This window comes from Peptoclostridium sp. AF21-18 (assembly GCF_003478825.1).
GTDB lineage: Bacteria > Bacillota > Clostridia > Peptostreptococcales > Peptostreptococcaceae > Peptacetobacter.
This window is the reverse complement of sequence record NZ_QUGE01000013.1, coordinates 21,819-47,956: the sequence shown is the minus strand read 5'-3', so window position 1 is coordinate 47,956 and position 26,138 is coordinate 21,819. Positions and strand designations below refer to the sequence as shown.

22 protein-coding genes and 1 other RNA gene are annotated in these 26,138 nt (G+C 32.6%); 4 read left to right on the top strand and 19 right to left on the bottom strand.

What is annotated here, in order from left to right:
• Positions 1-3: 3 nt before the first annotated feature.
• The 10 genes from DWX74_RS06990 to smpB form a co-directional block, all read right to left on the bottom strand.
• Complete coding sequence (locus tag DWX74_RS06990; RefSeq protein WP_118549334.1) at positions 4-618, bottom strand: ABC transporter ATP-binding protein; 615 nt, start codon at positions 616-618, stop codon at positions 4-6.
• Positions 608-1,528: an ABC transporter ATP-binding protein gene (locus tag DWX74_RS06985; protein ID WP_118549333.1), complete on the bottom strand. Its 921-nt coding sequence runs from the start codon at positions 1,526-1,528 to the stop codon at positions 608-610. Before DWX74_RS06985 ends, DWX74_RS06990 begins: the two co-directional genes overlap by 11 nt.
• Positions 1,529-1,540: 12 nt before the next feature.
• The gene (locus DWX74_RS06980; RefSeq protein ID WP_330415656.1) at positions 1,541-2,374 is read right to left on the bottom strand and encodes an ABC transporter permease; all 834 of its coding nucleotides are present in this window, start codon (positions 2,372-2,374) and stop codon (positions 1,541-1,543) included.
• Positions 2,367-3,350, bottom strand: coding sequence for an ABC transporter permease (locus tag DWX74_RS06975; RefSeq protein ID WP_118549331.1), 984 nt, complete (start codon positions 3,348-3,350; stop codon positions 2,367-2,369). The genes DWX74_RS06980 and DWX74_RS06975 overlap by 8 nt, the downstream gene beginning before the upstream one ends.
• 14 nt (positions 3,351-3,364) lie before the next feature.
• Positions 3,365-4,963: an ABC transporter substrate-binding protein gene (locus DWX74_RS06970; protein WP_118549330.1), complete on the bottom strand. Its 1,599-nt coding sequence runs from the start codon at positions 4,961-4,963 to the stop codon at positions 3,365-3,367.
• Between the two features lie 183 nt (positions 4,964-5,146).
• Positions 5,147-5,551: a DUF3842 family protein gene (locus DWX74_RS06965; protein WP_118549329.1), complete on the bottom strand. Its 405-nt coding sequence runs from the start codon at positions 5,549-5,551 to the stop codon at positions 5,147-5,149.
• 139 nt (positions 5,552-5,690) lie between these two features.
• Positions 5,691-6,581, bottom strand: coding sequence for a DMT family transporter (locus DWX74_RS06960; protein WP_118549328.1), 891 nt, complete (start codon positions 6,579-6,581; stop codon positions 5,691-5,693).
• 46 nt (positions 6,582-6,627) lie between these two features.
• The gene (locus DWX74_RS06955; RefSeq protein ID WP_118549327.1) at positions 6,628-7,734 is read right to left on the bottom strand and encodes an ornithine cyclodeaminase family domain; all 1,107 of its coding nucleotides are present in this window, start codon (positions 7,732-7,734) and stop codon (positions 6,628-6,630) included.
• 486 nt (positions 7,735-8,220) lie between these two features.
• Positions 8,221-8,570: a transfer-messenger RNA gene (ssrA, locus tag DWX74_RS06950) on the bottom strand.
• Positions 8,571-8,727: 157 nt separating this feature from the next.
• Positions 8,728-9,183 carry an SsrA-binding protein SmpB gene (smpB, locus tag DWX74_RS06945; RefSeq protein WP_118549326.1) on the bottom strand — a complete coding sequence of 152 codons (456 nt, stop codon included), beginning with the start codon at positions 9,181-9,183 and terminating at the stop codon, positions 8,728-8,730.
• Positions 9,184-9,453: 270 nt separating this feature from the next.
• Between smpB and DWX74_RS06940 the strand changes: the two genes are divergently transcribed.
• From DWX74_RS06940 to DWX74_RS06930, 3 genes are all read left to right on the top strand, one after another.
• On the top strand, positions 9,454-10,275 hold the full coding sequence (locus DWX74_RS06940) for an AIM24 family protein (protein WP_050754648.1): 822 nt from the start codon (positions 9,454-9,456) through the stop codon (positions 10,273-10,275).
• 546 nt (positions 10,276-10,821) lie between these two features.
• Positions 10,822-11,547: an AzlC family ABC transporter permease gene (locus DWX74_RS06935; RefSeq protein WP_118549325.1), complete on the top strand. Its 726-nt coding sequence runs from the start codon at positions 10,822-10,824 to the stop codon at positions 11,545-11,547.
• Positions 11,540-11,863 carry an AzlD domain-containing protein gene (locus DWX74_RS06930; protein ID WP_118549324.1) on the top strand — a complete coding sequence of 108 codons (324 nt, stop codon included), beginning with the start codon at positions 11,540-11,542 and terminating at the stop codon, positions 11,861-11,863. Before DWX74_RS06935 ends, DWX74_RS06930 begins: the two co-directional genes overlap by 8 nt.
• Positions 11,864-12,041: 178 nt before the next feature.
• Here DWX74_RS06930 and DWX74_RS06925 read toward each other — a convergent pair whose 3' ends face one another.
• From DWX74_RS06925 to secG, 3 genes are all read right to left on the bottom strand, one after another.
• Positions 12,042-12,266 (bottom strand): RNB domain-containing ribonuclease, encoded by a 225-nt coding sequence (locus tag DWX74_RS06925; RefSeq protein ID WP_118549323.1) that lies wholly within the window; start codon positions 12,264-12,266, stop codon positions 12,042-12,044.
• An 87-nt stretch (positions 12,267-12,353) separates the two neighbouring features.
• Positions 12,354-14,486, bottom strand: a complete 2,133-nt coding sequence (gene rnr / locus DWX74_RS06920) for a ribonuclease R (protein WP_118549322.1) — start codon at positions 14,484-14,486, stop codon at positions 12,354-12,356.
• A 343-nt stretch (positions 14,487-14,829) separates the two neighbouring features.
• Entirely contained in the window at positions 14,830-15,054 is a 225-nt protein-coding gene (secG, locus tag DWX74_RS06915) for a preprotein translocase subunit SecG (protein WP_006439755.1), read from the bottom strand.
• Between the two features lie 364 nt (positions 15,055-15,418).
• Here secG and DWX74_RS06910 point away from each other — a divergent pair, with 364 nt between their 5' ends.
• A complete protein-coding gene (locus tag DWX74_RS06910) occupies positions 15,419-17,140 on the top strand; it encodes an FAD-dependent oxidoreductase (RefSeq protein WP_118549321.1) in 1,722 nt (573 codons plus the stop codon).
• A 942-nt stretch (positions 17,141-18,082) separates the two neighbouring features.
• On the opposite strand, the gene gpmI is transcribed toward DWX74_RS06910, so the two are convergent.
• The 6 genes from gpmI to rpoN all read right to left on the bottom strand — a co-directional run bounded on the left by gpmI (position 18,083) and on the right by rpoN (position 25,869).
• Entirely contained in the window at positions 18,083-19,615 is a 1,533-nt protein-coding gene (gene gpmI, locus DWX74_RS06905; RefSeq protein ID WP_118549320.1) for a 2,3-bisphosphoglycerate-independent phosphoglycerate mutase, read from the bottom strand.
• A 67-nt stretch (positions 19,616-19,682) separates the two neighbouring features.
• Positions 19,683-20,426, bottom strand: a complete 744-nt coding sequence (tpiA, locus tag DWX74_RS06900; RefSeq protein ID WP_118549319.1) for a triose-phosphate isomerase — start codon at positions 20,424-20,426, stop codon at positions 19,683-19,685.
• A gap of 44 nt (positions 20,427-20,470) precedes the next feature.
• Positions 20,471-21,670, bottom strand: coding sequence for a phosphoglycerate kinase (locus DWX74_RS06895; RefSeq protein ID WP_118549318.1), 1,200 nt, complete (start codon positions 21,668-21,670; stop codon positions 20,471-20,473).
• Positions 21,671-21,962: 292 nt separating this feature from the next.
• On the bottom strand, positions 21,963-22,970 hold the full coding sequence (gap, locus tag DWX74_RS06890; protein WP_118549317.1) for a type I glyceraldehyde-3-phosphate dehydrogenase: 1,008 nt from the start codon (positions 22,968-22,970) through the stop codon (positions 21,963-21,965).
• A gap of 62 nt (positions 22,971-23,032) precedes the next feature.
• On the bottom strand, positions 23,033-24,055 hold the full coding sequence (locus DWX74_RS06885; protein ID WP_118549316.1) for a sugar-binding transcriptional regulator: 1,023 nt from the start codon (positions 24,053-24,055) through the stop codon (positions 23,033-23,035).
• Positions 24,056-24,513: 458 nt separating this feature from the next.
• Positions 24,514-25,869, bottom strand: coding sequence for an RNA polymerase factor sigma-54 (rpoN, locus tag DWX74_RS06880; protein WP_118549315.1), 1,356 nt, complete (start codon positions 25,867-25,869; stop codon positions 24,514-24,516).
• Positions 25,870-26,138: the final 269 nt, after the last annotated feature.

The following is a 26,138-nucleotide window of genomic DNA, read 5'->3' as shown; positions in this document are numbered from 1 at the left end:
TAATTACTTGTGATTTATTTCCCTTAAATCAACTATTCTTGTGCATACTCTTTTAGCCAATTCCATATTATGTGTTACTATAAGCATCCCATAATCCTTTTCTTCAGCTATACCTAGAAGCACATTCCATATCTGTGCCTGAGAAATAACATCTAACATAGTAGTAATCTCATCACATATAAGAAATTTTGTTTCTGGCGCCAAAACTCTTGTAATACAAAATCTCTGTAATTCTCCGCCAGAAAGTTCATTTGGCCATCTTTTTAGCCATTCTTTTTCTATTCCAAAACGCTTTAGCATTTTGTCATCTGGTTGCCAACATTCATTCAGTACCTTATCCATCTTCCATCTAGGATTTACTGATAACTCTGGATGCTGATGAATCATCTGTACGGGACAAAATCCCTTTTCACTGATAGGTTTGCCATCTATAAGTATTTTTCCAGATGTAGGTTTTTCATAACCTGCAATTATCTTGGAAAGTGTACTCTTACCATATCCCGATGGCCCTATAATTCCTACTCTTTCTCCTGATTCTACCTTTAAATTTACATCTTTTAAAATCCAAGGAGATTTTTCTGTATATCTAAAATTTATATTTTCTATACTAAGTTGCATTTACACACCTAACCTTTCCTCCTCTAAGCTCTCTCATAGGGATTTCACCTGAACATTTTTCCGATACATAAGGACATCTACTTGCATATAGACATCCCTTAGGTAGCTCACCTGCATAAGGCTGTAACCCTTCTATAGACTTAAATTCGTTTTGTGGTAATGCTGATATAAATTCCTTGCTGTATGGATGTCTAAGTGCATCCCTACCTTCAATGAAATCTTTTGTAGAAGCTATCTCAAATATTGTACCTGCATAAAATACTGCTATTCTATCTGCTACATGAAGTGCCAAGTCGATGTCGTGTGTTATAAGTAATACACCTGCACCTTTATCTGCAATTTCTCTAAAATGTTTTAGAGTATCCATAGCCATATCCACGCTAAGTCCAGGTGTTGGCTCGTCTGCAACTATAAGTCTAGGCATTTCCATAAGCGCTGATGATACAAGTACTCTTCTCGCCATTCCACCAGAAAGCTGGAATGGATACATGTCTTCTACACTTTTATCTAATTTATATTTTTCAAATAACTCTTCTTGTCTATCTTTAGTAGAATAAACTCCCTGAACCTGTTTGCCTACTTTCATAACTGGATCCAGATAATCAATAGACTGAGGTATGAAAACTATCTTTCTTCCAAGAAGTTCGCTTCTTTTTTTATCTGTAAGCTCTTCACCTTCATAAAGAATTTTCCCACTAGTAGAGGCATTCTTTGGGAGTAATCCTAAAACAGCGTGGGCCAAAAGGCTTTTTCCAGAACCACTAGAGCCAACCACCGCTACAATCTCACCTTCGTTAATATCAAGTGATAGAGAGTGTACAACCTCTAGATTTTCTTTTTTGAAGAGTCCTTTATACATACTAAATGATACAACTAGATTATCTACACTCAATATATTCTTTTTTTCCATATTAAACTCTCCTTATTCATTTCCACTTTCAGGATTCCAAAGTTTCTTTAAATTTTCACCAATAACGTCAAATAATAGCACTGCTATTAAAAGCATTAATCCTGGGAATAGCGCAAGCCACCATTTTCCTGTTGAAATATGCTGCATAGCTTCTGATAAAATTACACCTATCGCAGGCATTTCTGCAGGCATACCAAATCCTAAGAATGTAATAGAAGCTTCGTGCATGATTGCATGTGGAAATAATAAAACTAGTCCTATTAAATAAGCTGGTATTACATGAGGAAGTATGTGCTCGAAAGCAACCTGTGTTTTTGTTCTCCCCATTTTATAAGCCGCTTTTACGTATTGAGATGAACGAATTTGCATAACCTCAGATCTAACTATTCTTGTTAAAGATGGCCAATGTGTAAGAGCAACTGCAATAGTTACACCTTTTACACCTTTTCCCATCATAAAAGATATAAGCATTAATAATACTAAATGAGGTAATCCCATACATAAGTCGACACACCAGTTTACAAATTTATCTACCCATCCGCCAAATACAGCAGATGCAATTCCAGCTACTAGTGCAATAATTGAACTAAAAATAGATGCAAGTACACCTATAATTATACTGTTAGAAAGACCTTTTATAGTTCTGTGGAACATGTCCCTTCCTATAAAATCAGTCCCAAATGGATGTGCTAAACTAGGTGATAAAAATTTATTTGCATAATTTGCCTCATAAGACCGAGGATTCATAAATAATCCCCAAACAAATACACCTATTAGATATGTAACCGCAACAGCTATTAATATAACAACTAATATTCTTCTATTAAATACCTTATCTTTATTCACGAGCATCCACCTCTCTTATTCTAGGATCAAATACTCCATATAAGATATTTGCTATTAAGTTTCCTGCAAATACAAATATTGCACTGAAAACTGAAATACCTAATAGAAGTGGAACATCTCCATTTAACGCTGCAGCAGTTATTGCAGTTCCTATTCCTGGGTAGGCAAATACTGTCTCAGCAAGTGCCATTCCTCCAAATAGTTCACTAAATGAAGCGAACTGAACTGTAATCGCAGGTAGCGATACATTTCTTAAAATATGTCTTGCTATAAGCTGTTTTGTATTTTCACCTCTAGCTTTTGCATATAATATAAAATCACTATTCATTATTTCTATAACTTTTTGTCTTGTGTATAAAACTACTTCACTGATACTTACTATTGTAAGTGTAAGCACAGGAAGAATTAAATGATGTATCTTATCCGCAAGCGTTACATCTGCTGCCAATTTTCCCGCTGGAACTGCCATTCCTAGTGGGAACCATCCAAGTTTGACTGCAAATACAGATACCATTATAAGTCCTATCCAAAATACCGGTGCGGATTTTACTACCAAACAAAATGTTTTTATTATCCTATCAAAAATACTTCCGTCTATAATTCCGCATATAACTCCCAAAATAAACCCTATTATTCCAGAAAGAAGCCACGAAACAGCCATTAAAACTATCGAGTAAGAAAATCTAGTCTTTATTACTTCAGCAACTGGTTTTTTATAGGTAATTGACATACCTAAATCTCCATGAAGGGCGTGTTCACCCCACGTAATAAAACGCTGAGAAGGTGGGGCATTTAAGTCCCACTCCTCAGTAATTTCTTTCTTAGCTTCTTCTGAGATAGTTGTATTAGTTCCTACGTATGAAACTAATGGATCTATAGGAGATTTTACTATTAATAAAAATGCTATTATACTAACTGCTACCAAAAGTAGTACCATTCTTAGGCATTCCCCTAATATTTTTCTCCAACTCTTCATAATCTATCTCCGTATTATTTTAATTTCCAATCTGCTATATTACATACGATTGGTGTTCCATGTCCATGAGGATGAGGTATCTGTGTATCTGTTGATATATCTAATTTATCTGATACAAAGTAGCAATGTTCTATATTTACTAAGAATAAATTAGAATGATCTTTATCTGCTAACCCCTGAACTTCTTTCCATGCTGCTACTGCATCTTCCTGAGAGTTTGCATTTATAGCTTCTTTTATTTTTGCATCTACTTCTGAATTATTGTAACCAACAACATTGTCATATCCTCCAGATAAGAATAATTCTGAATTATATAATGAAGATAAAACTGTTGGTGAATACTGTCCCCAACCCCATAAGATTGCTGAAGTATTCTGTAATGTTAATATTTCATCCCAAGTAGCTGTTTTTACTGGTATATCTATACCAAGCTCTTTTGCATTTTCAGCAAGTGCTACACATAAGTTGTAACGGTCCATTTCTCCTGCTGATGCATATAAATCAAATGTACATTTCTGTCCGTCTTTTTCACGAATTCCGCTTTCAGTTTCTTTCCATCCAGCTTCATCTAAAAGTTTTTTAGCTTCATCTACTTTATTATCTTCGTAGTCATCTGTACTAGCCCATACTAAGTTATCTGTAAAGTTTACTGCAGGCTTTCCTATTCCGTTTGAAGCATTTTCTATTATTTTTTTACGATCTATACCTATCGCAAGCGCTTTTCTAACTGCTGGCTCTGATGTTACATTGTTACCAACTTTTACCATTTCTCCACTTGGACTCTTAACTTCACTAACAGGTCTAACTGGAAGTCCTACATTACGAACGTCCATAGTTTCTAATTTTTCTAATTTCATACCTGGAATTTCTTCATTAGCATAGTTTGTTCCAACCATTGCAACATCTAATTCTCCAGCTTTAGCTGATGAAAAGGCTGCGTCTTCTTCCATATTAACTATTGTAACTTTCTTTATTTCTGGAGCTTTTCCAAAATAGTTTTCATTTGCTTCTAATATTATCTGCTGATTAGCATCGTACTGAGATACTTTATACGCACCAGTTCCTATTGGCTGAGTGTCAAATTTTTTGCTATCGTAAGCATCTGAAGGAACTATTCCCAACTGAGCAGTTGTATCTAAGAATGGTGAATATGGTTCTTTCAATTTGAATTCTACTGTATCCTTATCCACTTCTTTTACAGACTCTAAATATGTTAGGTCAACGTTTTCATTATGAGCCTGATTTTCTTTCACTGTATTATATGTAAATACAACGTCTTCTGCTGTTAATTCACTGCCATCACTGAATTTAACTCCATCATTTAAATCAAATGTATATGTTAAAGCGTCATCGCTTACTTTCCAATCCTTAGCTAAGTCCCCTACGTACTTAGACTCACTATTTACCTTTAAAAGTGCATCATTTGTAAATGGATATCCATTTGACATCCCGCCTTTTATAGGGTCCAAACTATCATCAAATATTGATGAACCTATATAAATTTTTATTCCATCTTCTGGATTTGAATTACTCGCCTCTGATTTTCCACAACCAACAAGTAGCATTGGTAATACCATCGCTGTAGCTACTAAACTTACAATTTTTCTGTTCATATTAGTCCTCTTTTCCAACAAAAAAGCATATCTTTTATTCTACTGAATTTACTCATACCTTCTGGTACTTTTTATTTATATAGATGTCGAAATATGCCTTAGTTTTTATATATAATTTTTATTGTTTTTATACTTCCTGTATAAATTGTAAGCTTCTTGCTATTTTTTAACACTTTCTAGTAATTATAAATATGATTTAAGATCATTAATTGTTTCTGAAATAAACTCATTCATTCTTTTATTTTCTACTCCAACAATTATATTGTTGCAGTGGTTCATAGGTATAAGTAGTTTTTTTGCATTACTCTGTCCAACAGCTACAGCCATTTTAGGAGTTATTTCTCCGTACATAGAATCTGCTATAACTATACCTACTGGTCCTATTATAATATCTGCTTTTCTACATCCAACTACAACAGCATTTTCTCCTGTAGCTGCGTTTTTTGCTCCTGCTTTTAACATATTTGTTGTTGCAACTGAGTTTGTTCCAACAGCAGTTATGTGTGCATCTTTAAAATTTTTATTTATTTCTATTATTAATTGTTTTCCTATTCCGCCACCCTGTGCATCTATAATTAGTATTTCCATGTCTAAAATCCTCACTTTTATTATAAATTTTCTTATTTTTAGGATAGCAGAGTTTTTTTGTACTTACAAGTTATATTAATCAAAATTATATCGGCGGTAGATACCTACCGCCGATACATATCATAACCAATATTAAAATCTATTCAGTTACTTTGTCTACTTTTTTTCTTTTTAAGAATGATAATTGTGTTTCTGCTATTATTATAGCTAAGAACATTAGAGTAAATCCTAAGATTGACTGTGGAGTGAATGTTTCACCGAAGAATACTGCCCCAAATACTAGTCCGAATATGTTTTCAAAACTTAATATTATAGAAACACTTGTTGGATCTTCTGTTTTCTGTGCGATTGTCTGTAATAAGAAACATATACCAGAACAAACAACACCAAGGTATAATATCCCACCTACTGCTGCTGCATTCCACTGTATAGCAAATGGATCTTCCATAGTTAGTGTGAATGCCCAAGCTAGTATAGCACATACAACAAATTCTAATATAGTTATTAGAACTGGATCTTTTCCATTACCCCATTTAGCTATAGCTATTATCTGTGCAGCCCAGAATACTGAACTTATTATAGATATACTATCTCCGTAACTTATGCTGAAACTTCCAACTAAAGAAACTAATATTATACCTATAGCACACATTATAGCTGCTATTATGTGGTAAACCTTAGGTTTTTCTTTTAATATTATCCATCCTAAGAATGGTACGAATACACAGTATGCTGATGATAAGAAGTGACTCTTACCTGGCATTTCAAGCATAACACCTAGTGTCTGTGTGAAATACGCCATGAATAAACATACCCCTATAAATATCCCACTCTTTATATATTCTTTATCAATTTGTTTTAATCTTTTTATATTTACTAATCCTAAAACTAATGCTGCTATTGTAAAACGCCAAGCAAGAAGAGATCCAGCTGGAAGTATATCAGTAGAACCCTTTATAACAACCATTGAACTACCCCAAGCAACAGCTACGAATAGCAAAGCCAATTTTCCGAATACACCTTTTTTCATAACAGCTTCTCCAATTTTGTATTATTTTTTGAACAAGTTACATTAATTATTTTATTAAATCAAGTCCTTTAGCAACACGAGTTATAAAGTCCTGAACATTAGTTACCATTGTTGTTGCTGATAAACTACCTCTATCAAGAAGTTTGTTAACAACGAACTCGTCTGCATCTATAGTGTATAGATATACTGGACGTATTGTTCCATCTTCTAATACACGGAATGAAGGTGTCATATTTCCTACAGCTATTGTATGTAGCATAGTTGCTAGACATATAACAGTTGTAGCATCTTTAACTATAGCTCTCATTGCATTTGCTGCTTCATATACATTTCCATAAACTTCTGGAAGTGGTCCGTCATCTCTTATAGAACCAGCAAGAACTATAGGTACATTGTTGTTTACACAACTACATATAATTCCGTCGTTTAAATCATAATCTTTCATGAACTGTGGTATAGATCCACTTCTTCTAACTTTATTAAGTACGTCTAAGTGATTGTAATGTCCATTAGGCTGAGATTTCTGAGTGTATATATCCTGTCCTAAAGCAGTATGTAATAAAGCTCCTTCTAAGTCATGAGTAGCTAGTGCATTACCTGCTAATAGTCCATGAGCATATCCATTTTCAACTAGAGCCTGCATTGCTGATCTAGCAGTAGCATCAAATGCAAATGCTGGTCCCATAACCCAAACTATTTTTCCACCGTGTTCTTTTTCATATTTTAGTAATTCGAATAATTTATCGTAATCTCTAGCATATGATGTTTCACGGCTTCTTCCCTGACGGAATACGAACTGATCATCTAAAACTTCTGTAGCTTCTTCAAATCCGTGGCAGTACATATATACTCCTTCTTCGCATCTTTCAGTTCTACCTAGCATTACTTTATCGCCTTTTTTAACGTTTCTTGCTTCTACAACAGCAAGTTTTCCGTCGTCCTGAAGTATTACACAAGAGTCCATACGGCTTTCTTCTGCAAGTCTCCATTCTCCATCTATTTTAAAATATTCTGGGTACATAGAAGTACTGTGATAGTATTCTGGTAGTACTCCATCTTTTTCCGCTTCTTCATATTTAGCATTCGGTGCATTTACAAACATTTCTTCTGAAAAGTCTGGATGTCTATATTTTGGCATTTCAAAAACTGACATATTAGTTCCTCCTTGAGTTTTTTTATACAGGCCTGTTATTTGTTTATAATATAACATATTCATTATTTAGTGTAAAGCTTTTCATGACATTTTTCGAAATTTTTTTTTCATAACATTTATATTTTTCACTTATTTTTTCATTTTTTCCTATTTTTAATTACTTTTTTTTATCTATATATCTATAGTTATCGTTTTCTTAGAAACTTTTAATAACTTAAACTTATTATTTATATTGTTTTAGTAATTTTTAAATAGTATACACTTTTTGTTATTATATATACAATCTCTACTTAATTTAATTATACCTACTATCTTTATTTACTAATATTAGCTTTATTTTTCAATTATTTTTTCTGTAATATATTAATTATTTTATTTTCTTTTATTTTTAGCTTTATTATATATACACCTTATTTCAAAGTTTATTTTTGATAATTTTCACAAAAAAAAAGAAAAACATCACTTATAAAAGTCGATGTTTTTCTTAAATGGAGATGAGGGGAGTCGAACCCCTGTCCGAAAGCTCTTTCCCTGCTGCTTCTACGTGTGTAGTTGTCTCTTTATTTATCTCGTCTCAAGCATAGCCGAGCAACAGGCTATACTATCAACCAGCCACAATTAGTCCACTTTTAGTCGCGACATCCAAAAAGTAGTTCCCTGCATAGATGATGTCCAGTCTTAACCGGCAGGAGGGTTAAGAGGGACAAGCTGCAATTAGGCAGCTAATGCGTAATTATCGTTTGCGTTTATTTTAAATTCCCCAGTTTTTACGTGACCCAGAGTAACACGACACGCCACCTCAGGTGCTAAACCCCCGTCGAAACCTTTACACCCCCTTATTATATAAAGAAACATTTACGTCCGTGGAAGTAAATCGGTGTATTACACAAACCATAATTAACTTTTTAAAAGCTAAAAGCTTTTATTTATATTAAGTATTAATATACTTTAATGTAAGTATATTATACCACTAATCACATAAAACACAAATAATTAATATTTACCTGTCATTTCTCTTTCTATACGTCTCTTAGCATCTTTCTTAGCTAAATCCTGACGTTTATCGTATAATTTTTTACCTTTTGCTAGAGCTATTTCAACCTTAACTCTACCATTTTTTAAGTACATACTTAGCGGAACTAATGAGTATCCCTTAACAGTAGTTGCACCGATAAGTTTTCTTATTTCATGCTTATGAAGAAGTAGTTTTCTAACTCTAAGAGGATCGACATTGAAGATATTTCCCTGTTCATAAGGGCTTATATGAACCTGCTTCATAAATACTTCGCCATTGTCAACTGAGCAGTATCCTTCTTTTAAATTGACTCTACCCCGTCTAATAGACTTAACTTCTGTTCCTTTTAATTCTATACCACACTCATAAGTTTCCTCTATAAAGAACTCATGTCTAGCTTTTTTATTAGTTGCAAGTACCTTTACTCCTGCCATATCTTCTCACCTTCTTCACAAAATACTTTTAAGATAACTTATACTATATCACAACAAAAAATTTGTGTCAATTATTTAGATAAATTTATTTTTAATTAAAACTAACCTGTAACTTATTTTAAAATTTTTTCAAAGAAAAATAAAAATCTTTATCATAAAAACAAAATATTATATAATTAGAGTATAAATATTGATAGAATTTTCAGTATTTATTTTACTAATTTTTTAAACAAAATTTATTTTTCCAAACTCTTGAAAGGAGATGATTCTATGGATTTAAAAGAAAAAATGAAAGTTATTGAAAGTGTAAGCGACGGTGGCTCTACTTTTGAAGTTCTTGAATTTGATAATTTAGACGGAGCTTCAGATCCTGCAATGGCTATGGCACTTTATTTTGCAAAACAGTCTGGCTTAAGATCTAGAATTGTGAGAGTTAAATTAAACAACTCATCTGTAAAAACAGAAGCTGGTGCTCTTTACTACTCTAAAGGAAATCTTGTATCAGATGCTAAAATGGGCGGAGTTGGAGGATTCTTCAAAAAAGGAATTTCTGGAGCACTTACTAGCGAATCTCTAGTTAAACCTTCATACAAAGGAACTGGTGAAATCTACCTAGAACCATCTTTTAAACACTACTATATAATGGAACTAAAAAACGAAACAATAATTATAGATAAAGGTGTATTCTACTGTTGCTCTGACTCATTAGAATTAAAAGCTGTTTCTCAGAAAAACGTATCTTCAGCAATACTTGGTGGAGATGGAATATTCCAGCTACGGGTTTCCGGAACAGGAGTACTTATATTAGAATTATCAGTTCCTAAAAATGAAATCGTAGAATACGAATTAAATGGAAGTGAAGAATTAAAAGTCGATGGAGATTTCTCATTTGCAAGAACTGCATCTGTTAATTTCTCTGTCACTAAATCTCAGAAATCATTATTCAAATCTGCAATGAGTGGTGAAGGATTCCTTAACACTTACTCTGGAACAGGAAAAGTTTGGCTAGCTCCAACTTCTTCAATCTACAGAGAATTTGGATATGGATTTATGCCAGGAAACTCAGGAATGGATAATAATGAAATAGATTAAATAAAAAATTATATGTTAATAACTCTCAGGGATTGAAGTCATAGACAAACTCCTCTCCAGCTTCGACGTGTATACAAGTAAATAGTTCTGTTGCAAAAATTCCTCACGTCTCCAGATTGTCGAGAGAGTTTTGTCTATGCACTTCAATCCACCAAGTTAGTTATTATCCCTATAAATTTTAATTTGAACAAATCGAAAAGTTAATAAAATTTTAAGCAGCTTTTTATTTAAGTTGTTATAATTTTACTTTCTTTTTAATTCTCCGTAAAAATCAAAACTTTACCTAGAATATTGATAATATGTAGCATAGTAGTATATAGACAAAACGCACTCGACAATCTGCAGACGCGTATTTTAATGAAAATACAGCTATTTCTCACTCACGCGTCGAAGCCTGGAGAGAAGTTTGTCTATATCTACTATGCTTCTCATATTAACAATAGAATAGGTAATTTTTGATTTAATCCCTTTCTTTATATCATTTTTTACTATATAATATAGTTGGTTAGATTGTTAGAAAATTGTTAAAGAGAGGATGATTTTTTTATGTTTAAGTCTGTGAACAAGGATGCGTTCAGAGATGCTTTTCGTGCGTCTATACCAATTTTTATCGCCTATGTTCCAATTGGATTAGTTGGTGGTATTTTATTAAATGCAGCAGGATTAAATTTATTCTTTATATTCCTTATGTCGTTATTAGTTTTCGGTGGAAGTGCTCAGTATATAGCCGCTTCAATGATAACTTCTGGAGCACCAGTTACTTCGATAATAATAACTACATTTATCATCAACCTAAGACATTTCTTAATGAGTTCAAACTTAAATATGGTTATAAAGAATAAAAGTCCAAAATACATACTTCCTTTTGGACTAGGTTTAACTGATGAAACTTTTGCAGTAAACTACGAAAAATACATATCTACAAACTGGGATGATACACGAGCAATGCTTGTAAACTACTTATGTCTAGCTATTTGGTTAATCAGTTTCTGCTCAGGATCTTTCTTAGGAAACTTCATCAGCATAGACACATATATCTCAGGATTTATAATAACAGCTCTATTTACAACTATGATAATGGGCGCAATTAAAAACTTTGTGTATGTTTTAGTGGCAATTATTTCAATTTTATCATTTATAGTACTTTATAGCATAACTCAAAGCAGTTTAATAATGGTTGTTGCACCTATAATAGCTTGTTCATCAGGGCTTATAATTGAAAAAATATTAAAAGTTTCAGAAGAAAAGAAAGGAGTTGTGGTAGATGAGTAGTATGTCAATATTATTAGTTTGCCTCGGAATGGGAGCAGTTACATACGTTCCAAGAGTGCTTCCACTTCTTCTATTTGCAGATAAAGAAATGCCAAATTGGTTAAAAGAAGTATTAAAATTCGTTCCAGTTGCAATGCTTAGCGCACTAGTTGCAAAAGACGTATTCTTCAAAGACGATGCACTATTTATGACACTTGCAAATCCAAAAATACTAGCACTACTTGTACTAATACCTATAGCTGCAAAATTCAAATCTATAACAATATCTTTAGTCGTTGGTGTTGCAAGTATATTGCTTTTTTCAACAATATTATAAATAAAAATTTATATGTTAATAACTCTCAGAGATTGCAGTCACAGACAAGCTCCTCTCCAGCTTCGACGTGTGTACAATTAAATAGTTCTATTGAAAAAATTCCTCACGTCTCCAGATTGTCGAGAGAGCTTTGTCTATGCACTTCAATCCACTAAGTTAGTTATTATCCCTATAAAATTTAATTTGAACAAATCGGATAAGTTAATAAAATTTTAAGAAGCTTTTTATTTAAGTTGTTATAATTAAAAGAAATTTCCTCATTTACAAAATGCTTTACTACAGTTTCATTGGCAACTATCATAAACTCCTCGATTATAATATTTGCTGCTCTTCTCTCCTCTGTAATAAGGTCGATTGGAATTCTATTTTCGTCCAAAATAACCCTCTTTTCATCATTCTCTATATAGCAATTTGTCTACTATAAAAGTATAGTAGACAAATCTGTTTTTATTGTATTTTAGAACTAATTAATATTTTTATAATTAATAACTTAATATTTTTTAAGTATCTTGAAGTCTATTTCTTTTCTATCTATATCTACGTTTACTACTTTTATTCTTACAGAGTCACCGATTTTGTACATTTTCTTAGTTCTTTCTCCAAGAACACAGAAGTTTTCTTCGTCGTAATTGTAGTAATCATCTCCCATATCGGCAAGTCTTACAAGACCTTCAACGCTGCTAGGTAGCTCTACAAATATACCGAAGTTTGTAACTCCAGAAACAGTACCATCATATTCTTGACCAATTCTTTTTTCCATGTATACTGCTTTGTAGTAATCGTCAACTTCTCTTTCTGCAACATCTGCTGCTCTTTCCTGTTCAGATGAATGGTCTGATGCATAAGACACAACTGCTTCAAAGTGAGCCTTTGCTTTTTTGTCCATTCTTCCATTTATCACTTCTTTTATAACTCTGTGTATCTGAAGGTCAGGGTATCTTCTTATTGGAGAAGTGAAGTGGCAGTAGAATTTAGCTGCTAGTCCAAAGTGACCTTCACAGTTTGAAGAATATCTCGCCTGTCTTAAAGATCTAAGCATTATTGCACTTATTGCACTTTCTTCTGGTTTTCCAGCTATCTTTTTAAGAACAGTCTGTAATGCTTTTGGATGAACTTCTTCATCTTTTCCATTATTTACCTTGTATCCAAAGCTAGATATGAATTTTCCTAAAGTAGCCATTTTTTCATCAGATGGGTTTTCGTGAATTCTGTAGACAAATGGCATTGTTAACCAGTAGAAGTGTTCTGCAACAGTTTCATTTGTAACAAGCATAAACTCTTCTATCATTCTGTTTGCTATTCTTCTTTCATAAGGCTCTATATCAACAGGGATTCCTTCAGAATCAAGTACTATTTTAGATTCTGGGAAGTTGAAATCTATCGCTCCTCTTCTATCTCTTTTATCCATAAGGATTCTAGCTAATTCCTCAGCTGTTCTAAAATCATCTACTAAGTGAGCAAATGTTTTGCATAATTTTTCGTCATTTTTTTCAAGAATATCAGACACTTCTGTGTAAGTCATTCTCGCTTTTGAATCTATAACAGTTTCTCTAATATCGTGGTCCACAACAGTACCGTGTTTATCTATTTCCATTATTACAGAAAGTGCAAGTTTATCCTCACCCCGATTTAAACTGCAGACACCGTTAGATAATTCCTTTGGAAGCATTGGAATTACCTTATCTACTAGATAAACAGAAGTCGCTCTTTTTAGTGCTTCTTTATCTATTTTGCTGCCCTCAGTTACATAATGGCTAACATCGGCTATATGTACCCCAAGTTTGTAGTTTCCATTTTTTAATTTTTCTATAGAAATAGCATCGTCTAAATCTTTAGCATCGTCGCCGTCTATTGTGAATATATTCCAATCTCTTAAATCAAGTCTTCCTTCAAAATCAGCCTCTGTTGGAGCTGTTATCTGTTCTGCCTCTCTCTGAACTTTTTTAGGGAAATCATCAGGCAAATTATTTGCCCTTACAATAGAGTCTATTTCAACGTATCTATCTCCCTTTTTCCCTATAACTTCAGTTACAACTCCTTCTGGTTTTTTGCCAGCTCTTGGATATAAAGTTATCTTGCAGACAACTTTGTCCCCAGTAGTTGCTCCGTTAAATCCTGATTTTGGAACGTATACGTCTTTTGTAAGTCTTTTGCTATCTGGAACGACAAACGCAAATCTAGCATCGCATTTCTGGAAAGTACCTACAACCTCAGTTATTTCTCTCTTAACTATTCTAAGTATTTTTCCTTCTGCTCTTCTTTCATCAGTCGCTTCCTTTACAACCTCAGCAACTACTCTATCTCCATGCATTGCAGTTTCTACATAGTCAGCTGGAATGAATAAGTCCTGAACAAATTCTTCATCTGACTCAACAAATCCAAATCCTTTTTCGTGTGCGACAAACTTTCCTACAAAAAGTCCTGCCTGTTCTGCAGACATTATTTTATTCTTTTTAGTTCTAACTACATACCCATCCTGTTCTAGTTCTTCTATGAAGTTGTAGAACATCGGTCTTTCTGATGTATGTATGTCAAATATTTTTGCTAGTTCTTCCATTTTTAGTGGAACATATCCAGGTTCGTTTATTAAACCTACTAATTGTTCTTTTAATCCAGGTATCATAGTTATACCTCCTTCTTTTTTTCTCTAATTTATATTATTTACTACATATATATCTTTATTGATGTTTACTATATTATACACCTTATTTACTTTTTTTAGGCTAAATCTGTGTTATTTTGTTTGTTTTATTAAATTTTTAGGGAATTTTTTATTTATTGTTTATTTTGTTATTTCTCAATATTATATAACATATTAGTGGATATTAATATATTTTATCATAAATATTTCAAATAATTTTAAAATAAAAAAATACCGTCGACATCTAATAACATCAACGGTATCTCCTACTTCAAAATTAAATTTAATTTTAAAATCCTCTAGTCTAACAATGGCCGGTTGCAGACTATTTTGTAACTATAATTAATGCTAGTGCATTTAAAAAGAATAAAACTGACACTACTTTAGTTACTTTGTTTAAAAATGCCTGTTTTCCCTTTGGTTTGAAGTATGTCTGATTTCCTTCTGCTCCATACTGAGAAGGCATAGCAGTTTTATTTTCCTGTGGCATTATAACTATTATTAAAGCTATACCAAGTGCAACTTGTAACGCCATTAAAACATTAACCATACTGTTCCCTCCTGTTTATCGAATATATTCTTACATTTTAGTATAACATATATTTCGCTATTTTTCAACAAATTATAAACTTGAATAATAATTTTTAATTCAAAAATTATCTACTCCTATCAAAAAAGTTCAATAAAATAGACGTCACAAATTTTACATTTGGTTATAATTTACTACGACAAAAATTGTTAAATTATTCATACATTATATGACATTTTCTATCTTTTTTATTAAATAGCATTTTTTCAAAATATTGCAACATAGATTTTTTAAAATCCTTCTTATATACTCAATTATGTAGAAATAGTTTTATTTTTAACAAGAATTACATTATTTTTTTGTATTGTAAAGGGAGGATTTTTCGATGGCAAATTATATTCCAGGCACTTATGAAGGTGCTGCTCGTGGTTATCGAGGAAAATTAGTAGTTAATGTAACTGTAACTGAAGACAAAATATCTGATATTCAGATAGTTAAACACAAAGAAGTTCGTGGTCTTGCTTGGGATCTTCCAACATCTCCAATAGAAGTAATTCCACCACAGATTATAGAATTCCAATCTCTTAATATACCCCTTGTAAATGGTGCAGACCTTACAAGTCAGGCTATATTAGACGCTGTAGCAAGTGCTTTAAAAGAAGCCGGTGCTACTGACGAGGATATCGAAGCTTTAAAAAATGTTCCATATCCTTTAGTTAAAGAAGCAAAAGACGAGATATTAAATGTAGATATAGCTGTTTTTGGAGCTGGAGCAGGTGGTTTAGCTGCTGCAATTGAAGCTAAAGAAGCAGGTAAAAATGTTGTACTTATAGAAAAACAGGGGATCACAGGTGGTTCTACTGCTCGTTCAGGAGGAAAACTTCTCGGATGTGGTACAAAATGGCAGAAAAAACAGGGAATTCACGATACTGTAGAAGATTGTTACGACTATCTAATGGAAGTTGGTAATCGTCGTGGAGATTTCATGAACCCTTCTAAAAATAGATACTTAGTAGATAATTTAAATGATACTTTAGATTGGCTATGTGGTATGGGGTACGAAGTTCAGGACGTTGAAGCAATACACGTTTCACTTCAGCCTTGGCGTGTTCACAACAGCATGGGCGGTGGTGGACAGACAAATGGTCAGGGTGGAGAAATAACTACTCCAATGACTCACCACTATGTAGATAAATTAAATGGAGAAATAATTTACAATACTGCTTTAAAAGAATTATTAACTGACGAAACTGGAAGAGTTGTCGGTGCTGTGTGCGATAAATTAGATGGCTCAAAATTAACTGTTTACGCAAAAGACGCTGTTATAATCACTACTGGAGGATATGCTAGAAACAAAGAAATGTGTTCAAGATATCCAGTTGCACACTACTTCTCTACTGCTCCAAAGAGCAATACTGGTGAAGGTCTAGTTGCTGCAGAAAATATAGGTGCTAAAAACCTAGTTCATCCAGGTGTTCAGGTTGTATATACTAGTTTAACTTGTGGAATTGGTATAAATGACGAATCTGGATTAATTGTCAATGAAAGAGGAGAACGCGTTGTAAATGAATGGAGCTATCAGTACCACGTTTCAGACACTATTGCAAATTCTAACAGCAACTGCGGTTGGTATATAACTAGTGGAAATGAGCCTTATGGTGGTGTTCAGTATGGATTTAAACAGGCTTTAGATGGTGTCAGTAGAGATAAAGTTGCAGATAGTATAGAAGAATTAGCTGAAAAAATCCATATAGATCCAAAAACTTTAAGAGCAACATACGATAGATATTGCGAATTAGTTGAAAAAGGTGAGGATGAAGATTTTGGTAAACCTGCTAAATTCCTTCACCCAATAGAAGGACCAAAATTCGCTTCACTTAGATTACATCCTTGTGTAACAGTTACATTTGGTGGTCTTGAAACTGATTTATCTTCAAGAGTTTTAGATAATAATGGTAATCCAATACCAGGATTATTCGCAGCTGGAGAGGTTGCAGGAACTGGTATGTATGGAACAGAATATCCAACTTGTGGAACATCAATTGGTGGAGCATTATTCTATGGAAGAATTGCGGGAAGAGTGGCTTCAGGAAAATCAATGTTATAAGAATAAAAACGAATTAATTTTAAAATAAAAACAAGAAAATAACTACTATCTGCTCCACGGTTCCGACGCCTCTCTAAAGAAAAAAGTAGGCGTCTCCAAGTGTCGCTAGAATAGTAGTTATTTATCTTGCTATTTTTATTTTATAAATTAATTCGTTCTATTTTATAAAATTGCTTTTCCTTTTATATAATGAAAACTGTTATGGATTGTCGCTTCAATATAATATACTCAACTCTTTTTATAAACTCGTAAATCGAAAAAGATTGCCGATAAAAATTTTGCCATCTTATTTTTATATATTTATAACTGGAGTAACTCGCAAGTTTCGCTAGAATAGTAGTTATTTATCTTGCTTTTTATGATTTAAGTATACATTTACAGCAATGTTTATTATTATGTATATATTTGATACCTTTATTCCAAATATATACATTATTACAGTTATTATTCCTAGTATCCACAAAACCAAGCATATTTTATTATTTGTTTCTTTTGGATATACATTTTTTTAGAGAAGTTTATCATTTTTTTCACTCCTTAAAATTTATTTTTGAGACGTCTTTTAGGTGTTTTTATGTTATCATCGTTTTGTTTTTAACACAATAGTTGAGCATCATCTGTAATTATATTGTCACTAACTTAATCCAAACTTATTTTCCTATTTTTCAACAAATTATAAACTTGAATAATAAATTTTATATTTTTAACAAAAGAAAAAGAGCCACCGCAATTCGCAATGACTCTATCCGTTTATATTAATCTTTGTCCTTGTATAGATAAAATTTATTTGATGGATAAATTTTAAAGTTTTCTTATTTTATTATATTTTTTATGTAATCTATACTCGGATAAGATATTAATATCTATTCTTTTAATTAATCAATACTAAAACATTCAATTAAATTAAATACTCAAATCGAATTTTCTAAATCTCAACTCAAATTATCTAACTATTAGAGAGTGACCAGTCATTTCTTTTGGCTGTTCCATTCCCATCATGTCAAGTACTGTTGGAGCTATATCTGATAATCTTCCGTCGTCAAGAAGTTTTGCTCCTTTGTATTCTTCTCCAGCTACTATAAATGGAACTGGATTTGTTGAGTGAGCTGTTACAGTTTTTCCTGTTTCAGGATCTGTCATAAGTTCAGCATTTCCGTGGTCAGCAGTTATTATTAAGCTTCCACCTTTTGCTATTATCTTATCAGCTAATTCTCCAACACATTTGTCAACAGTTTCAACAGCTTTTACTGCTGCATCCATGCTTCCTGTGTGTCCAACCATGTCTGGGTTTGCGAAGTTTACAACTATGAAGTCGTATTTATCTTCGTTTAATTTTTCTTCTACGTTTGCAAGTAGTTCATTTGCAGACATTTCTGGCTGTAAATCATAAGTTGCTACTTTTGGAGAAGGTATTAATAATCTGTCTTCTCCTTCATTAGGTTCTTCTACACCACCGTTGAAGAAGAATGTAACGTGAGCATATTTTTCTGTTTCTGCTGCTCTTAACTGAAGTTTTCCGTTTTTAGCTAGGTATTCACCTAGTGTATTTACAAGAGTTTCAGGTTTGTAGGCAACATTAACATCGTCGTTTATAGCTGCATCGTATTCAGTTAAGCATACGAAATATGTATTGAAGTATTCTCTAGCGAATCCATCAAAATCTTTAACAGCTATTGCTTTTGTTATCTGTCTTGCTCTATCTGGTCTGAAGTTGAAGAATATTACAGAATCATTTTCTTTTATTGTAGCTACAGGTTTACCATCTTTTTCGATTACTGTAGGTACTATAAATTCGTCATTTACATCATCTGCGTAAGATTTTTCTATAGCATCTAATATACATTCTGATTTGTTTCCTTCACCTTTAACCATTGCATTGTATGCAAGTTCTACTCTTTCCCATCTGTTATCTCTGTCCATTGCATAGTATCTTCCTGATACTGTTGCAAATTCACCGACACCAGCTTTTTTCATAGCTTCAAGAGTTTCTTTAGCATATCCTATTGCACTTCTTGGATCAGTATCTCTACCATCTGTAAACGCATGAACATATACTTTTTCTACTCCTTTTTTAGCTGCCATGTCTAAAAGACCTTTTAAATGTTCTATGTGAGAATGTACTCCACCATCAGATAATAATCCCATTATGTGTAGTGCATTTTCTTTTGCATTTTCCATTGCCTGACAAAGAACTTCATTAGTGAAGAAATCTCCGTCCTGTATTGATTTTGTTATTCTTGTAAGTGGCTGGTATACTATTCTTCCTGCACCTATGTTTGTATGACCAACTTCTGAGTTACCCATCTGTCCATCAGGAAGACCTACATCTAGTCCACTTGCTCTCATTAAAGTACATGGATAATCAGTAGATAATCTATCTAAGTTTGGAGTTTTTGCTGTGTATATAGCATTTCCGTCGTGTTCTTTAGAATATCCATATCCATCCATTATTACTAATGCTACTGGTTTTTTCATATTTATATCTCCTTAAAAACTATACTCTTAAATCTATCACTTATCGTAATTAATCTAATAGTATTAATTAGAAGTTAAGTAATGCAAGGAAGTCTTCAGCTTTTAAGCTTGCTCCACCAACTAATGCACCATCTATATCGCTCTGTGCCATTATTTCAGCTACATTTGCTGGTTTAACAGATCCACCGTACTGTATTCTAACTTCTTCAGCTAATTCTCCATATAATCCTTTAACAACTTCTCTTATGTAAGCTATTACGTCGTTTGCCTGTTCTGAAGTTGCAGTTTTTCCAGTTCCTATAGCCCATATTGGTTCGTAAGCTATTACAACTTTAGCTAAATCTTCTTTAGCTACATCTTTAAGAGCAGCTTCAACCTGAACTTTAACTACATCTTTAGTTTTGTCAGCTTCTCTTTCTTCTAATGTTTCACCACAGCAAACTATTGGATCTATACCAACTTCTAAAGCTTTTAATACTTTTTTGTTTACTGTTTCATCAGTTTCATTGAAGTACTGTCTTCTTTCAGAATGTCCTATTATAACATAGTCCATACCTATTTCTTTAAGCATTGCTGGTGCAACTTCTCCAGTGAAAGCTCCGTTATCTTCAAAGTGCATGTTCTGAGCACCTATTTTTATATCAGTACCTGCTACTGCTTCTTTAAGGTCTTTTAATAATGTGAAAGGTGCACATATAACTGCTTCAGCTTTATCTGGGCAAGTTTTTCCTTTAACTGCTTCAGCGAATTCTAAAGCTTCTTTTATAGTTTTATTCATTTTCCAGTTTCCTGCTATTATAGGTTTTCTCATGTCTATATCCTCCAAAATTTTATCTATTTTATAGTATGTTCTTCTTATTTTTCGTCTAAAGAAGCTATACCTGGTAATTCTTTTCCTTCTAAGAATTCAAGAGAAGCTCCACCACCTGTAGATATGTGAGTCATTTTATCTCCGAATCCCATCTGGTTAACAGCTGCTGCAGAGTCTCCACCACCTATTATAGTAACGGCTTCTGTTTCTGCCATAGCTTTTGCTACTGCTTCAGTACCTTTTGCAAAGTTTTTGAATTCAAATACACCCATTGGTCCATTCCATACAACTGTTTTAGCTGCTTTAACTTCATTAGCGAATAATTCAGCAGTTTTTGGTCCTATATCAAGACCTTCACAGTCAGCTGGTATATCTCTTCCTTCAGATATCATTGGAGTTTCATTTTCTCCAAATTTAGCAGCGTAAGTCACGTCTATTGGTAATAATAATTTAACACCTTTAGCTTCAGCTTTAGCCATCATTTCTTTTACGTAATCTATTTTATCATCTTCACAAAGTGAGTTTCCTATTTCATGTCCCATAGCTTTAAGGAATGTATATCCCATTCCTCCACCTATTATAAGTGTGTCTACTTTGTCTAATAAGTTGTTTATAACACCTAATTTATCAGAAACTTTTGCTCCACCTAATATTGCAACGAATGGTCTTTCTGGAGTTTCAACAGCTTCTCCTAAGAATTTTAATTCTTTCTGTATTAAGTATCCGCAAGCTCTTTCTTCTAAGAATTCACCAGCACCTACTGTTGAGCAGTGAGCTCTATGAGCAGTACCGAAAGCATCGTTTACGAATATTTCTGCAAGTGATGCTAATTCTTTTGAGAAGTTTTCTTCGTTTTTAGTTTCTTCTTTTCTATATCTTGTATTCTGAAGTAATATTACTTCTCCGTCTTTCATTTCTGCAGCTGCTTTTTTAGCATTTTCTCCTACTACACAGTCATCTGCAGCGAATTTTACTTCCTGTCCTAACATTTCAGATAATCTTTTTGCTACTGGTGCTAAAGATAATTCTGGTTTAGCTTCTCCTTTTGGTTTACCTAAGTGAGAGCAAAGTATTACTCTAGCGTTGTGATCTATAAGATATTTTATTGTTGGTAATGCACCATTTAATCTGTTTTCATCAGTTATTACACCGTCTTTTAGTGGCACATTGAAGTCGCATCTTACTAGAACTTTTTTTCCTGCAACCTGTATATCTTCGATTGTTTTTTTGTTAAGCATTGACATAAGTAATTTCTCCTTTTATTTGAAGTATTTTTTTAAAGTATGACTTAATCATACCTTCCTATTATAAATATACCATATTATTTATATTTTATGTATATCGTTTATCTTTTCCATATCTACAAAAAAAGCCCGAGTCCGCAGTAAAAAAACTACAAACTAGGACTTTTTTCGTCTGAAGTACATTAATAACTCTGTATGTATGGGGGTACATACATCATATTAAGGTTTAAATGTATTCAAGTTTTATATTATAAAGTGTATATAGGTTAACAATTTTAAATTATTTGTTTAATTATTTGCTTAATCCTGCAAAGTATCCTAATGTTCTTATTAACTGAGAAGTGTAAGACATTTCGTTATCGTACCAAGAAACAACTTTAACTAACTGCTGTCCATCTACTTCCATAACTCTTGTCTGAGTAGCATCGAATAATGATCCGTAGCTCATACCAACTATATCAGAAGATACTATCATGTCTTCATTGTATCCGAATGATTCGTTAGCTGCTTCTTTCATTGCTGCGTTTACTTCTTCAACTGTAACTTTTTTACCTAAAGTACAAACTAATTCAGTTAATGAACCAGTTACTACTGGAACTCTCTGTGCAGCTCCGTCTAATTTACCGTTTAATTCTGGTATAACTAAACCTATAGCTTTTGCAGCACCAGTTGTGTTAGGAACTATGTTTCCAGCTGCAGCTCTTGCTCTTCTTAAATCACCTTTAGCGTGAGGGCCATCTAATGTATTCTGGTCATTAGTGTAAGCATGTATAGTTGTCATAAGACCTTTTTCTAAAGTGAATTTGTCGTTTAATGCTTTAGCCATTGGAGCTAAGCAGTTTGTTGTACAAGAAGCACCAGATATAACTGTTTCTGTACCATCTAATATATCACTGTTTACGTTGTAAACTATTGTTTTTAAATCTCCTGTTGCTGGAGCTGATATAACAACTTTTTTAGCACCTGCTTTTATATGAGCTTCTGCTTTATCTTTTGAAGTGAAGAATCCTGTACATTCAAGAACTATATCAACGTTTAATTCTTTCCAAGGTAAGTTTTCTGGATTTCTTTCAGCTGTTACCTGTATTTCTTTTCCGTTAACTACGAAAGCACCTTCTTTAACTTCTATTTCACCATTGAATCTTCCCTGTGCTGTGTCGTATTTGAATAAATGTGCAAGCATTTTTGCATCTGTTAAGTCATTTATTGCTACAACCTCGAATTTTTCTGGCTGTTCCATCATCTTTCTTAATGCTAATCTACCTATTCTACCAAAACCATTTATAGCTACTTTTACCATGTCGCTACCTCCTAAAGTAATTTAAAATTTTTTATTTTTGCGGTTTTACCGTAATTATATACTTATTTATATCCAAGTATTTTCTGAGCACTAAGCTCATCAGTTATAAGAACTAAGTTCTTGTTTATTTCAGATATTGCCATGAAAGCCTCTACTTTTTCGACTCCGGCAAATATCAAAATATTCTCTTTAACTTTTGAGTAGGTATCAAGATCTATACCTACTGTGCTAAGTCTGTGCACCACATTTCCATCTTTATCGAAGTAATAACCAAAAGCTTCACCGACTGCATTGCTATCAAGAATCTCTTTTTTAAGATTTTCATTAAGATGTCTTCTCTCTGCCATCACATCAGCTCTTCCTATACTAAAAACTAATATATCAGTTTCTGTTATATTCTTTAATGTTCTTCTTATGTCTGGAATCTGTGCTAAAGTTCTCATAGCATCTTCTCCAAGCTCATCTGGAATATGAAGTAATTCATAATCTGAATGGATATTTTTTCCTAATCTAGCTGTTATGTTGTTTGACTGAGTTTCAACCTCTGTCCCAACACTTCCTCTAGCAGGAACTACTAATGAATCTTCGAATTTCTTTTCTGTTTTCACAGAATCGGCAAATTCTAACATCGTTGTTCCACCAGTTATCGCTACCTTATCTCCATCTTTTAATACACTTAAGAAGTACTCTGAACCTTCCTTAGCTACATCTTTTAAAACTGTTTCATCATCTTCACAGTTTCTTGGGACAACTACAACTTTCTTAATTCCAAGCTTTTCTCTAACCTGTTCCTGAAGGTTTGTTATACCCATTATATCTACCATAACATCTTTTAATTTTTTAAGAAGTTCTTCTCCTTCTTCTGTTACAGTCATTCCAGATACAGCTACATTTATCAGACCTTGCTCTTTTAAAAACTCTGTTTCTGTTCTAGCAACCCTCTCACTTATTCCTAAGCGATTTGAAAGAGTTCTTCTTCCAATTGGCTGACTAACAGATATTTGTCTGAGTATTATATATCTTCTTTCCATAAGCTCTATCGCATGTGGGATGAGCTTTTTCTGTATCTCTATCAACTTTCTCATAATTACTCCTTCTTGCTTTTCTGATTGGGACTTTTTTTGTCCCCTATGTTTATTTCAGTCCCACAAGTTAATTTTATTGTATAAGATTTGCTCCAATATTTCAATACTTTTTTTGAAAATTATTAAAAGTTTTTTGTTTTTTTGCAAAAGAAAACGATATATCAAAAATATTAGAATTTTAACGTTTGTTTAAACCGTTTTCCCTAAATTTTTCCCAATTTTTTCCTCAAATTGATTCAAATTTTTTAACCAAAATTTAATAGTATTTTTTCTATAATCTATGACAATATTGTGGGAGCAAATTTGACCCTCTATAAGAATTTTATCCATTTTATTATTTCATTTCAATACAAATAATTGTATTTATTTTACAAAAAATAAAACCTCGTACATTGATTTTTTATCTAATCAACATACGAGGTTTAATCTCTCTATTTTTTAATTTTATATTTCTAATATTAGAATTCTTTTCTTCTACTTGAAGACGGTATTCCCATCTCTTCTCTGTATTTTGCAACAGTTCTTCTAGCCACACTCACGCCTTTTTCTTTTAACATCTTAGAAATAGCATCGTCGCTAAGAGGTTTTTTCTTGTTTTCTCCATCTATTATATCTTTAATATCCCTCTTAATTCCCGCACTAGATGCTCCTTCTGATGAATTATCAGTTTCCAGAGCTGCATTAAAGAAGAATTTAAACTCATAAAGCCCAAATGGAGTAAGCATATACTTTCCATTCACCCCTCTACTGACAGTAGATTCGTGAATCTCAAGCTTATCTGCAATATCCTTCATCTTCATAGGTTTGATATATTTTTCACCTTTTTGGATAAACTCCTGCTGCTCTTCTATAATAGCCTCTGCAATTCTAAGAATTGTACTCTTTCTGCTCTCTATATTTTTAATAAGAGTTGCTGCAGAATTTAATCTCTCTTTTATAAATTCCTTAGCTTCTTTATCTGACTCCTTATCAGTCATCATATTCCGATAAAAATCATTTATCTTTATATTGTATACATCCTTTTCATTTGTATGTACAATGTATTTCCCATCAATCTTATCTACAATAACATCAGGCTGTACATAAACACACTTATCATTTGAACAAGCTCTACCAGGCTTAGGATCAAGATGTCTTATAATCTCAATAGCTTCCTTACATTTTTCTATACTTATTTTATACTTCTTAGCTATATCTTTTAGCTTATTTCTTCCGATAAGCTCCAAGTCATTCATAATTATATTTTCAACTATATTATTTGAAATCCCCATTCTCTCAAGCTGAAGTATTAAACACTCAGAAATATTTCTCGCTCCTATTCCCGGTGGATCTAGCTGTTGAACTATATCCAAGCATCTTCTAAAAAGACTAGCATCTACTCTTAACTCATCATAAATTTCCTTATCGTTTATTCTAAGGTACCCGTCCTCATCCAAACTATCTATTATATATTTACAAATTCTTTTTTCCTCAAATGTAAGCTTAAAGTATTTTAACTCATCTATTAAATAATCATATAGATTACTGGTACTTCTTATCATATTTTCAAAATCGACAGCATTCTCAGAACTGTACGGTGCATCATTTTTGTCCTGTCTAATATTGATAGACTCCATATGCTTTATATATTTTTCCCAATCTATTCCTTCTTCATTTTTTTCAGCTTCTAAAAGAGGATTACTCTCAGACTCCTTTCTGATTTCTTCTTCTACTTCTAGTCTACTCATATTAAGGATTGCGAGAGATTGCTTTAGCTGTGTAGTTAAAATCAGCCTTTGAGACTGATTTAACTCCAAAGTATTTTTGAAATTCATAATATAGCCCACTCTTTCTTAAAATATTCTATATATCCGTTTTTTATTAATACCCAATATTTTTCCAATTATTTAACATTTATAATTATATTATATAGCAAAAGCTTGAATTTCTGTATAAAAATCAATGAATTTTGTAATGAGTTTTTATTCAATTTTTTTATATATGCATAAATCTGTTCTATAATTGATTATTATCAATCTAGTTAAACTAAGGCTTATATAAATTTGATATTTCAATTAACCTAGTATAATTCCTATGTTATAAT

Bases quoted from the DNA above. Each gene is read 5' to 3' on its own strand.
- tpiA (WP_118549319.1), bottom strand. From the start codon at position 20,426: ATGAGAAAACCTATAATAGCAGGAAACTGGAAAATGAATAAAACTATA.
- DWX74_RS06910 (WP_118549321.1), top strand. From the start codon at position 15,419: ATGGCAAATTATATTCCAGGCACTTATGAAGGTGCTGCTCGTGGTTAT.
- DWX74_RS06895 (WP_118549318.1), bottom strand. From the start codon at position 21,670: ATGTCAATGCTTAACAAAAAAACAATCGAAGATATACAGGTTGCAGGA.
- DWX74_RS06960 (WP_118549328.1), bottom strand. From the start codon at position 6,581: ATGAAAAAAGGTGTATTCGGAAAATTGGCTTTGCTATTCGTAGCTGTT.
- rnr (WP_118549322.1), bottom strand. From the start codon at position 14,486: ATGATACCTGGATTAAAAGAACAATTAGTAGGTTTAATAAACGAACCT.
- rpoN (WP_118549315.1), bottom strand. From the start codon at position 25,869: ATGAATTTCAAAAATACTTTGGAGTTAAATCAGTCTCAAAGGCTGATT.
- DWX74_RS06965 (WP_118549329.1), bottom strand. From the start codon at position 5,551: ATGGAAATACTAATTATAGATGCACAGGGTGGCGGAATAGGAAAACAA.
- secG (WP_006439755.1), bottom strand. From the start codon at position 15,054: ATGGTTAATGTTTTAATGGCGTTACAAGTTGCACTTGGTATAGCTTTA.
- DWX74_RS06970 (WP_118549330.1), bottom strand. From the start codon at position 4,963: ATGAACAGAAAAATTGTAAGTTTAGTAGCTACAGCGATGGTATTACCA.
- DWX74_RS06990 (WP_118549334.1), bottom strand. From the start codon at position 618: ATGCAACTTAGTATAGAAAATATAAATTTTAGATATACAGAAAAATCT.
- DWX74_RS06885 (WP_118549316.1), bottom strand. From the start codon at position 24,055: ATGAGAAAGTTGATAGAGATACAGAAAAAGCTCATCCCACATGCGATA.
- smpB (WP_118549326.1), bottom strand. From the start codon at position 9,183: ATGGCAGGAGTAAAGGTACTTGCAACTAATAAAAAAGCTAGACATGAG.
- DWX74_RS06940 (WP_050754648.1), top strand. From the start codon at position 9,454: ATGGATTTAAAAGAAAAAATGAAAGTTATTGAAAGTGTAAGCGACGGT.
- gpmI (WP_118549320.1), bottom strand. From the start codon at position 19,615: ATGAAAAAACCAGTAGCATTAGTAATAATGGATGGATATGGATATTCT.
- DWX74_RS06930 (WP_118549324.1), top strand. From the start codon at position 11,540: ATGAGTAGTATGTCAATATTATTAGTTTGCCTCGGAATGGGAGCAGTT.
- DWX74_RS06935 (WP_118549325.1), top strand. From the start codon at position 10,822: ATGTTTAAGTCTGTGAACAAGGATGCGTTCAGAGATGCTTTTCGTGCG.
- gap (WP_118549317.1), bottom strand. From the start codon at position 22,970: ATGGTAAAAGTAGCTATAAATGGTTTTGGTAGAATAGGTAGATTAGCA.
- DWX74_RS06955 (WP_118549327.1), bottom strand. From the start codon at position 7,734: ATGTCAGTTTTTGAAATGCCAAAATATAGACATCCAGACTTTTCAGAA.
- DWX74_RS06975 (WP_118549331.1), bottom strand. From the start codon at position 3,350: ATGAAGAGTTGGAGAAAAATATTAGGGGAATGCCTAAGAATGGTACTA.
- DWX74_RS06985 (WP_118549333.1), bottom strand. From the start codon at position 1,528: ATGGAAAAAAAGAATATATTGAGTGTAGATAATCTAGTTGTATCATTT.